Annotated in this window: 12 protein-coding genes; 9 read left to right on the top strand and 3 right to left on the bottom strand. The window is 36.8% G+C overall.

Annotated elements, in window-relative coordinates; genetic code table 11:
* From BLP50_RS10275 to BLP50_RS10255, 5 genes are all read left to right on the top strand, one after another.
* Window positions 1-245, top strand: a 245-nt coding sequence (locus BLP50_RS10275) for a hypothetical protein (protein WP_207645741.1), incomplete at its 5' end; no start/stop codon positions are given.
* Between the two features lie 251 nt (window positions 246-496).
* Window positions 497-940 carry an AHH domain-containing protein gene (locus BLP50_RS10270; RefSeq protein WP_090154381.1) on the top strand — a complete coding sequence of 148 codons (444 nt, stop codon included), beginning with the start codon at window positions 497-499 and terminating at the stop codon, window positions 938-940.
* Window positions 940-1,503 carry an imm11 family protein gene (locus BLP50_RS10265; protein ID WP_090154379.1) on the top strand — a complete coding sequence of 188 codons (564 nt, stop codon included), beginning with the start codon at window positions 940-942 and terminating at the stop codon, window positions 1,501-1,503. Before BLP50_RS10270 ends, BLP50_RS10265 begins: the two co-directional genes overlap by 1 nt.
* A 106-nt stretch (window positions 1,504-1,609) precedes the next feature.
* Window positions 1,610-2,065, top strand: coding sequence for a hypothetical protein (locus BLP50_RS10260; RefSeq protein ID WP_090154376.1), 456 nt, complete (start codon window positions 1,610-1,612; stop codon window positions 2,063-2,065).
* 271 nt (window positions 2,066-2,336) lie between these two features.
* Window positions 2,337-3,200 carry a hypothetical protein gene (locus tag BLP50_RS10255; RefSeq protein WP_090154373.1) on the top strand — a complete coding sequence of 288 codons (864 nt, stop codon included), beginning with the start codon at window positions 2,337-2,339 and terminating at the stop codon, window positions 3,198-3,200.
* Window positions 3,201-3,244: 44 nt separating this feature from the next.
* Here the strand turns inward: BLP50_RS10255 and BLP50_RS10250 are convergent, their stop codons facing one another.
* The 3 genes from BLP50_RS10250 to BLP50_RS10240 form a co-directional block, all read right to left on the bottom strand.
* Entirely contained in the window at window positions 3,245-4,519 is a 1,275-nt protein-coding gene (locus tag BLP50_RS10250; RefSeq protein WP_090154371.1) for a hypothetical protein, read from the bottom strand.
* A 229-nt stretch (window positions 4,520-4,748) separates the two neighbouring features.
* Window positions 4,749-5,792, bottom strand: coding sequence for a glycosyltransferase (locus BLP50_RS10245; RefSeq protein ID WP_090154369.1), 1,044 nt, complete (start codon window positions 5,790-5,792; stop codon window positions 4,749-4,751).
* A 2-nt stretch (window positions 5,793-5,794) separates the two neighbouring features.
* Window positions 5,795-7,150 (bottom strand): ABC transporter substrate-binding protein, encoded by a 1,356-nt coding sequence (locus tag BLP50_RS10240; RefSeq protein WP_090154367.1) that lies wholly within the window; start codon window positions 7,148-7,150, stop codon window positions 5,795-5,797.
* 78 nt (window positions 7,151-7,228) lie between these two features.
* Here BLP50_RS10240 and BLP50_RS10235 point away from each other — a divergent pair, with 78 nt between their 5' ends.
* The 4 genes from BLP50_RS10235 (at window position 7,229) to BLP50_RS10220 (ending at window position 9,877) form a co-directional block, all read left to right on the top strand.
* The gene (locus BLP50_RS10235; protein ID WP_090154365.1) at window positions 7,229-7,960 is read left to right on the top strand and encodes a ComF family protein; all 732 of its coding nucleotides are present in this window, start codon (window positions 7,229-7,231) and stop codon (window positions 7,958-7,960) included.
* Between the two features lie 23 nt (window positions 7,961-7,983).
* Window positions 7,984-8,391, top strand: a complete 408-nt coding sequence (locus BLP50_RS10230; protein WP_143001143.1) for a flagellar protein — start codon at window positions 7,984-7,986, stop codon at window positions 8,389-8,391.
* A 126-nt stretch (window positions 8,392-8,517) separates the two neighbouring features.
* The gene (locus BLP50_RS10225; protein ID WP_143001142.1) at window positions 8,518-8,949 is read left to right on the top strand and encodes a hypothetical protein; all 432 of its coding nucleotides are present in this window, start codon (window positions 8,518-8,520) and stop codon (window positions 8,947-8,949) included.
* A 16-nt stretch (window positions 8,950-8,965) separates the two neighbouring features.
* Window positions 8,966-9,877, top strand: coding sequence for a hypothetical protein (locus BLP50_RS10220; RefSeq protein WP_090154360.1), 912 nt, complete (start codon window positions 8,966-8,968; stop codon window positions 9,875-9,877).
* The last annotated feature ends 2 nt before the right edge of the window (window positions 9,878-9,879 follow it).

Below are 9,879 nucleotides of genomic sequence, written 5' to 3'. Positions count from 1 at the left end.
AGTATAAGAAAAAAAATATGGATATTCAACAACAAATTAAAAAGGAAATGGAAAATGCTAAAAATGGAAAGAGTACAAAGGATTATACACAATTAAGAAATATATTAGAAGAACTTGAAAAAATGATGAATAATAAATGTTTACCATTGAACTATCCTAGAATAATAGTTGATTCTTGGGATTTTACTGATGAATTAGGTCTGGGATTATTAGAATTAGCAGAAATATATAAACGGTGGAAATAATTTGATGAATCACTAATGAATGATTTCGTATGTTTTTAATTATTTAATCAAACTTAATACAATCACTTAGAAAGATATTATATAGAGGCACTCCTGGCAGATTTGTTAAGAGTGCCTTTTATAAATAGAACATTGTAAAGCTAGCTATTCGTGCTAATATCTTAAATGATGAGGCTGCATATGATATTGACTACAAACAAGCATTAATCAATGCATGAATAGCAGGAGCCTTCATTGCAGGAGCTTATTATATGCAAGCTGCAGCAGCATCTCGTAATACAGCAGAGGTTGTGGCTAATGAGAATGCGGAATTGGCTGCTGTCGATAGTCCGGAAGTGGTTGTTGAAGAGACTGGAGAAGTGGTGAATGGTGTTGAAGGTGGAGGCGGTACGAAGCCAGAACAACTACATCATTTTGCTACAAACAAAAATAAGACTTACACACCACAGTTTGAGGAGATAGCAAAAAAATATGGATTAGATTTAGATGATGCATGGAACAAGGAGTATATGCCGCATCAAGGTCGGCATCCTAACGAATATCATGATTATGTGTTAGACAGAATGCGTCAATATGATATTGTAGCTCAAGGGGATAAGGATGTTTTTCTTAAATTATATGAGCAAATGAAAACAGAAATAATAGATAATCCAGATATGCTATATAAAGAATATTGGAGAAAAGGAGAACACTAATGCATTACTATAAATTAGGCATGGATATGACCAGAGAAAATGATGTGGTTCTTCATTGTAAGAACTGCTCTGAGATTGGGTTGAATACTTTTGTAACAGGAGAATTTTATTCCGAAATATCAAATATTACCTTTTATTATGATGAAGAGGAAGGTAGTGTTTGGACTGATTATCTTGCAAATGATAAAGGATGGTTTATCGTATCAGAAAGATTCAAGTCTTTGTTACAAAAAATGAACTCTGATATTCAGTTTATTGATGTTAGCATATATGATATTAAAGGAGTGAATACTGAGAAAAAGTATTGTATTGCAAATATAATTAAAGTTGTGGATGCTCTATGTCTTGATAAATCTGATTATTTTGAGACTTATATTGAAGGAAAGGGTATGATATATAGTGTAAGTAAGTATGGAATATATGAAGATAAAACTGATGGCGCAGATATATTTAAACTTGATAATTGGCAACAGGTTCCGATTTTTGTATCCGAAACTTTCAAGAAAACTATTGAGCTAAATAATTGTACTGGAATGTCATTTCGAGAAATAGCTGTGGAATAGTTGGTTTTTCTTTATAAAGCAAAACAAATTAATGAAATCACGCTGGGATTTTCGTGGATTCTGAACTAGCACCTAAGTACATCTATTTTATATGGGAGTAGGACAATTGAAAAAAATCAGAAGAGAAATTGTAAAGTGTATTACATGCGAAACAAGAAATGCTTTTTTGTATTTAGATGACTTTGCTTATGGCGAGCGGTTAGTATTGTACAGTTATGGCAAGAAATATGCCTATATAAATATGTTGGAAGATGAGGCGTATACAGAATTTGTTGATTTAACAAAGAATGTTATTGAATCCGAAAAGCTTGTTAATACCGATTTATATGATATCGTTGATTCTATTTTTTATATAGCTTGTGATGAAATAGATGGAACGCCAGTAATATTTAATGGAAAGAGAAAATGCGATTTATGCGGCGAGCATTCATTCGAAAAAGTTTTGGCTGAACCAGAATCTATAATTGAAGTAGATCTTCCAGAAATAACACACAAAAAATGGATGAAATATAGTAATGAAGAAAAAGAAGCAAAAATTAGGGAACTGATTAAGAAATACTAGATTGTATAATGGTGCTACCCTATAAAAGTGGACACGATAATCGCAATGGATATGGGGTTATCGTGTTAAGGTTTTAGATAATATAAAATATAGAGCTTTATTTGCAAAAGAAATAGAGGGTTTTTCACAGTTCGGGGAAGATTTTGAAAAAGAAGATATAATTTTAAAAGATAATCCTTATAATGATGTGTAATGGACAATTTCGAATTTACTTTGGCTTTAGATCAATATAGAGGCATCATTTAGTTTTACAAGAAAGGGAATAGTAGTTATGAAGAAAAAAGTAATTGTGGTAATTGGGTTGTTGTTGTCTTTGATTGGTTGTGGCAATACTCCTACCACTGCAAAAGATAATGAAACAACAGTTGAGCTTTCTAAGGAAGAGCTAGCAAGCATAGAAAATGATTTTAATGAGTATCAGCCGAATTTCTACATAGAGTATTTAAACTCTGAATTTGATACTGAAAGTGAAATTAAAGATATTGAAGAAACTATAGAATTTATAAAAGATGATCCATCAGAGATTAAGAGCTTGTGCGGTAAATACAAATGTGTTTCAGGCACAAAGGAAGGCGATTTGTACAAGGTTCATGTAGAGGTAGTTGAAGGTGATAACTGGTCTGAGGTTGTTTTTCCACCTAGAGATGTTACATTCAAAAAGGAAAAAGATAGCTATAAGTTTGTTTCAAACATATTTGATTGGGCCTCAGGAAGTAATTTAGATGTGGCATATGAGGTGGATATGCCTGAGCTTAAAGGCACTACAAATTTTTATGTTTATGATAATTTGGAAGATTTCCCTAATGAGTCATTTATATATGTCGTTAATAGTGGAAAGAAATTCGACAGATTATTACTCCATGAATATACAGATGACAACGAAATTATAAATGATATATATAAAGTAAGGGATATGGAAGCATATGATTATAATTCGGATGGGACCACAGATTTAATAATAGTTGGAACGGACCATAAAGGTGAAGATAATGTTTTGATATTCCATTATGAAACTGGCGATGAAAGTATGGAAGGCTATTTTTACGAAGATAGTGAGTTATCTGAATCCTTAGCACAGACGGTAGATGAGATTACAATGGAAAATATTAAAAAGGCTCTAGATAGTATGAAATAAAAAAGAGGAATGACTTACGTCGTTCCTCTTTTCTTTATATATGTTTATAATCCGTAATTACACATCATTCCTGAGTAGGCGCTGGTAGCGTAAGGTGCTGCTAGGGTCTTGCCAGGATTTTTGTATTCTACAATAGCCTTGTCAACGTACTGCATCGGGTTGATAGATGCCTTGGTGGCTGCACTACGGATGACTGCCTTGAACTCGTTGAGAGTGGCAAATGCTTCCTCACGATTACCACTGTTGATAGCATCAGTAAGTGTAGAACTATCAAGTGACAGATGGCCAAGTGAATCGGCGTCTATTCCAATTACAGCAAGTCGTCCTGCCATGTTGCGGCCAATAGAAGAAATCTCATTGAAAAGTGCGCGATTCTGATGTCCGCTAGTATATCTAAGTCCTACATCTATCATGCCATTGTAGCTAAATAGAAGCTGGTTAACACCTGTTGAAAGAGCCTCTGTGTCGTTCATAAGTCCTATATTGACAGGTCCATTGCTAGGCTTTTTCATGGTCAACTCATAGGTCTTATTGACTGTGAATGTATTGGAAACCGACTGATGAGATACTCCGTTTAATTTAAAGTCAGAATTAGATGGCTTCTGAAGTATATTGTCGATTCCAAGTGTGTTAAGCTCGCGCCATGAGATGTTAGAGGAAATATCAAACAATAATTCCTTGTCATCATTAAGTCCGGTGGCCTTAGATGAAATCTCAATAGCGTTGGCCTTTTGGCTATTGGTAATCAGGCTGGCCTTAAGGCCAACGTCTGATGTATTTAACAATCTGATAATCTTATCCTGGACTGATAAATTTGTCTCGCCTCGATTGACATTGAACTGGAACTCGTAAGAATGATTGCGAATATCCAAATCAAATGAATACTGGCCCTCTTCGAAGCTATGACCATCAGGTGGTAGGTAATTGCCACGGTTAATCTGTGGCTGAGCTAGATTATTAACCTGGATTTCAAAATCCTCCGCATCATCAGAAGAATCTCCAACATAAACTACATCAACTGACTCTGGCTGAGAAGAATTAGCAATCCTCTTATCTAAAACAGAAGAGATATCCTCGCCATTGGCAGTCAAGTTAGAGATTGACAATGCAATGGAATTAGCATGCTCCTTGATATCAATCGCAAACTGGCCTATATCCTCGGAATCCTTGATCTTGTACAGAGGGGATTCTTTGTTGGCTTTCACTATTTTGTTGTAGGTATCGCGTAATTCACTCTTCTTATGGGATTCGTACCTTGAACCTATGTTGTCGCCATAGGTGGTCATAAAGTAATTATACGCAGTATCTATGCGTGACATAAGACGCCCCTCCTTTCTTCCATGAATTTTAAAACGTTCGACAATCCTTTGTCTAATCCGGGACATAGATAGCTTAAGTTATACTTATAGTTATAATAATAATACCACATGTCAAGGTGTTTGAAAACCCACTAGATTTAGAGATATTATCTGATAATTGCACAATAAGTTGCGACAAAGGTCTTAAAAGCGAAAAAAAGCCAGCCCATAAAGGACTGGCAAAAAGATACTATTTTAAGTTCTGATATATGCCATAAAGCTGGTCACAGTATGCATTGCTATTATCAAAGGCCTGAGCCTGTCTGATAGCGCCATCAGATTTTGATGAATAAATTGATGCATCCCTAAGAAGCTCTGAAATGGAATCTCCATAGGATTTAATATCATTACATATATAACCGCAGGAATCATTTACTATATCGGTAAGTCCTCCCACACCTGAGCAGACAACAGGCTTACCCAAGGTCATTGCCTCTAAGGCTACAAGTCCGAATCCCTCGAAGATAGATGGCATAAGAAGTACTTTTGTTTTATTCATGTATTTATAAACATTTTCCTGGTAGCCCTCAAAAATGATCTGGTCTGAAAGACCATGGGAAGAAACATACTCCTTGCATTCATCAAGAAGCTCTCCGTTACCAACCATCCTAAATATGAGAGAATCCTTGTCTGGGAGGCTCTCGAATATCTTGATTGCGCCAAGTGGGTTCTTAGCTTGATTAAAACGGCCTACATATAATAAGTCGGAATTTATATCACTGTCCGGTTCTTCTGATGCAGCCTTTAATACTGCCTCAGTGGAAAATGGATTACCCATTGTAGTAATAGGACATTTTAACTTGCTGGCATAGCAGTATTCCTCTGCTATAGAGTCTGATACTGTAATAATATGTGCGTACCATTTATTAGCGAAATAATATGAAAATGACTTAGGGTGAAGTGGGTTTTTAAGCCAAAGCGGGTTGCAGTGTAAATGTGAAATAACAGGAACCTTACCCTTTAGGGCGATGCCACAGAGCACACTGGCTGTAAAATCGTGTGCGTGAACAACATCTGGGTGCAACTCTTCTACGGCCTTTTTAATTTCATAAACAGAAAGCTTATCAATGCCACGATAACAATTGATAAGCCCTATAGATCTAAGCTTGTCCTCGATGGGACCATGGGGAGCCATATACACAAACTCCTCACGTCCTGAGAGACCCTTTATAATCTGGCACACTACATTTTCGGCACCAGAGTAAATATTTGATTTGATAACATGTAAAATCATGTCTATTCCTCTTCAGATTCTGAATGACGGGTGGTAGAGCTTCCGTATTCATATGTACTAAGAAAATCTTTTAACTCGCTGAATGACTTAGGGAACTCAATTCCATATTTCTCAGCAATATCTCCGTTGTAAAGCTTTACATCATCATCAGAATCTCCGTTGGAAATCTTGATGGTTGCAATATCATCTCCGTTAAATACTCTAACGGCCTTTTTACCTGCCTGATATCCAAGTGAATATGGATCAGTGAAAAGTGTGACCAATGCATTGTCAGCGATTGTGGTATCGCCTGCTACAACAACTACCTGAGATTCGGTAGTGATGGAACCGATGACGTCCATCTGGTCGGTGAGAATGCTGCCGAAAGGAATGTAGATGACAGAACACTCATCGCAAGCCTCCTGAATACGGCTCTCAAGTGTAGGTTCCTCCTCAGATTCACTTTCTTCAGATTCTTCTGGCTCCTCTTCCTCAGCAATCTCTGCCTCATCGGCTAAAGTACGTCCTGCTGTGGTCTTGCCACCTGTCCAGAAGGCAGACTGCTCGGCAACTCTAGTAGAAGAAGGTGAATTAAGTCCTAAAATAGAGTCATCTCCAAGTGTTATTACTGTATCGTCAATACCAGTCTTAGCCGAATATGCAGTGTACTTGCTAGGTGTAAGTGCTGTGGAGTTCTGATCCTCAGCGCCTCCGATTGCACTGTCGCTGGCTGGAATTAAATATTCCTTCCATGGGATGCCGGCCTGATCTAAGTATGATTCAAAAATCTCATTCTGATAGATGGCATCTGTGTCTTCCGGTGAGAATAAAATACCAACTGTCTGTAAATCCTTAGTGGATTCAATCATAAGTGAAACTTGATCTACGATAGAAGGCTTACTGCTGACACCAGTAACATTGCGTCCTGTGGTCTTATCCCATGACTTGCCATCGAGACTTGTGATTCTAAGGGTTCCCTTGAAATCAACAATGCCTGTAGCAACAATCGGAATAGCCTCAGTAGCTGTAGTGGCTGAAGTGAGTGTAGCCTTGCCGGCTGTAAAAATCATATCAGGATTAGTTGCTAAAGCCTTTTTAACAACATCATCGCTGGCCATATCCTCTGAAGTGGTGTAAACAGTTACATTGATATGGTCTGCACCAAGGTAATCACCTACACAATCTTCGAAACCTTTTAAAAGATTTCTGTTGTAGTCATTGTCTTCTGAAAGACATGCTGCTATATTATATACGAAGTCTTCAGATGTAGACTCTTCGTTATTATCATTTTCAGGTTCTTTATTAGAGTTGTTTTGGCAGGCGATAAGTCCTACGGCTAGTAGCCCTACCAAAAGAACACTTATTATTCTTTTTTTCATAATAATCCTTTTATTTTCCTTCTTTATTAGAAATCAATTTTATTAATAAACCATTAATAAGTCAAATAAGGAGTATAAATGACTAGGCTTTTAAAGATAATTATAAACTCAGCCGTAGGGTTATTGTACCCAAAACAATGTATGTCCTGCGGTAAAGTTTTATTGAAAATAGAAAAAGAATTGGGCTTTTGCCGTGGTTGTCTAAAGGGAGTGAAACTGGTTGACGATAATTCCTGCTTAAAATGCGGAAAACCCATAGAGGACGGGGTTGAAGAATTATGTGAACAATGTGTAGGTCAGAATCATTATTTTACGCAGAATAAGGGAGTATTTGTGTATGAAGGCCCAATTAAGAAGAGTATGTACCTATTCAAATATGGTAATAAAAGGTGCAGCGGAAAGCTTTTTGCAAAGTATGCAGCAAAGAAATATGGCAAATGGATAAAAAATAATGAAATAGAAGCAATTGTTCCTGTGCCAATGTACAAACAGAAGATGAAAAGGCGTGGATATAATCAGGCGGAAGTGTTTGCGACAGAGCTAGGCAAGCTATTAGGAATTCCGGTTTCAAGGGATATTATTAGACGTGAAAGAGATACTGTGGCGATGAAGCAGCTGAGGGGCGCAAAAAGAAAGAAAAATCTGTTAAATGCTTTCAAAGTGCCGGAAAATATTGTACAATTTAGAAAAGTGTTAGTAGTTGATGATATTTATACAACTGGCACAACAATTGACGAAGTATCAAAAGCATTAAAAGGTGGGGGCATAACTGAAATATACAGTCTTTGCATTTGCATCGGAAGAATGTGATTGATTAACAGGAGGTATCACCTATGGAAGTTCGTAACTGTAGAAACTGCGGAAGACTTTTTAATTACCTTGGAGGACCAAATATCTGCCCGGCATGTAGGGAAGAGGTAGAGAAGAAGTTTCAGGAGGTAAAAGAATACATTCGTGAGAATCCTCGCTCAAATATTCCGGAAATTGCTGAGGCTAATAATGTTACTACATCTCAGATTAAGCAGTGGATCCGTGAGGAGAGATTGCAGTTTGCAGATGATTCTCCTGTAGGTATCGAATGCGAGATTTGTGGAACTACAATCAAAACTGGTAAATATTGCGAGAGCTGCAAGAATAACACAGCAGCTGCCTTAGCAAAATCTATCGAAAAACCAAAGATGCCAGAGGCTCCAAGAGAGAAGCCAAAGCGCGAAAACAGAATGAGATTCTTGGAAAAATAGAGATAATTACAAATACCTGTCGCTACTTACGACAGGTATTTTATTTTGTCTTGATTTTATGCTATACTCAGTCTGATTAACTATGTTTCTATTTGCAACAGGTATAGACAAAAGGGAATAATAATTATGATAAATGAAGAAAGAGTTAGGCATATGACTGCTATGGCTATTTTCGAGAAGGAAATGGGGCCAGAGTATCAGCCGATGCTTAAGTACACAAAGAAGGAGTACATAGCCCTTCACGGTTGGGGCGGATTCTTAGCTGGCACTTTGATTTACGGTATTGTATTTGCTCTTATCGTTATCTATTTGATAAGCGATGCTATTGAGAATCTTAACACTATGTATATGCTGATAATTGCTTTGGCAGGATTATTAGGATATGCAGCTTATATTATTTTACATGTTCACAATGTTCGTAGGAGAGCAGAGAGACACTACAGACGTGGACGACGATTGATTAAGGAACTGGGAGCCAAATACAACAAGCTCAACTATCTGTATGAGGATGAGGCTCAGCAGACCAAACCGTTACTTGCAAGAGATTACGAAGAATAGATTAAAGGAAGAATATATGAACGCTTTTATTAGAATACGTGATGATATTAGAAGATTTGTACTTTCTCGAGAGATGCTTTTTGTAAAAATATGGAATGCCCTTGTGGCGTTTGTTGGTCTTATATGTATTAGCAACAATTTCGGGCACTATAAACCTATTAGTCAATTATGGGTTTCAATTATAATTTCAATTGTATGTGCTTTCTTTCCAATCCAGGGCGTAGCCTTTGTGCTTTCGGCCGTACTTTTCGTGGATTTGGTGTCTCTTGATTTAGGAATTGCACTTGTTGCACTAGGCTTGATTGTGATTGGATATCTCGTTTGTGCATATTTTAGAAGCAAGAATACCTACAATATGGTAGTAGTTCCTATTTGCTATTCATTTGGCGCGCCATACGTTATGTCACTTGGTGCAGGACTTATGTCAAATATCACAGAGATTACATCTATCATTTGCGGCTCAGTAGTGGCATTTTATTTGCATGTAATCAAATCAAATGTAACAGCGATTATAGATGAGACTGTTGAGGTTGATTCTATTTCACTTATAAAAGAGCAGATGATCCAAAATAAAATGTTTTGGTTCTTCCTAGCAGCTATGGCAGCCATGTTTTTGGTTGTCTATTTCTTGCGTCAGTCTAGTATCAATATGTCATGGATTATTGCAAACGTTACTGGCGTAGCTGTTGAGTTTGTCATCATGCTTGCAGGTTATCTTCTCACCAGCCAAAAGGGAGAGATTCCAGGATTGATTTTAGGCAACATTTTAGTATTGATAGTTGGAGTGATTTTAAATTACTTCGTACTTGATTTGGATTATTCTAGAATTGAAAAGGTTCAGTTCGAGGATGATGACTACTATTACTATGTAACAGCAGTTCCTAAGATTAGAATCGTTGAGGAAGATAAAGAAATCAAAAAAATATAACA

Source organism: Pseudobutyrivibrio sp. AR14 (assembly GCF_900101325.1).
GTDB lineage: Bacteria > Bacillota > Clostridia > Lachnospirales > Lachnospiraceae > Pseudobutyrivibrio.
The sequence above is the reverse complement of the archived record's forward strand: the minus strand, read 5'-3'. Positions and strand labels throughout refer to the sequence as shown.

Excerpts from the sequence above, each read along its gene's own strand:
- BLP50_RS10270 (WP_090154381.1), top strand. The coding sequence starts at position 497 with ATGCAAGCTGCAGCAGCATCTCGTAATACAGCAGAGGTTGTGGCTAAT.
- BLP50_RS10265 (WP_090154379.1), top strand. The coding sequence starts at position 940 with ATGCATTACTATAAATTAGGCATGGATATGACCAGAGAAAATGATGTG.
- BLP50_RS10255 (WP_090154373.1), top strand. The coding sequence starts at position 2,337 with ATGAAGAAAAAAGTAATTGTGGTAATTGGGTTGTTGTTGTCTTTGATT.
- BLP50_RS10250 (WP_090154371.1), bottom strand. The coding sequence starts at position 4,519 with ATGTCACGCATAGATACTGCGTATAATTACTTTATGACCACCTATGGC.
- BLP50_RS10245 (WP_090154369.1), bottom strand. The coding sequence starts at position 5,792 with ATGATTTTACATGTTATCAAATCAAATATTTACTCTGGTGCCGAAAAT.
- BLP50_RS10240 (WP_090154367.1), bottom strand. The coding sequence starts at position 7,150 with ATGAAAAAAAGAATAATAAGTGTTCTTTTGGTAGGGCTACTAGCCGTA.
- BLP50_RS10235 (WP_090154365.1), top strand. The coding sequence starts at position 7,229 with ATGACTAGGCTTTTAAAGATAATTATAAACTCAGCCGTAGGGTTATTG.
- BLP50_RS10230 (WP_143001143.1), top strand. The coding sequence starts at position 7,984 with ATGGAAGTTCGTAACTGTAGAAACTGCGGAAGACTTTTTAATTACCTT.
- BLP50_RS10225 (WP_143001142.1), top strand. The coding sequence starts at position 8,518 with ATGATAAATGAAGAAAGAGTTAGGCATATGACTGCTATGGCTATTTTC.
- BLP50_RS10220 (WP_090154360.1), top strand. The coding sequence starts at position 8,966 with ATGAACGCTTTTATTAGAATACGTGATGATATTAGAAGATTTGTACTT.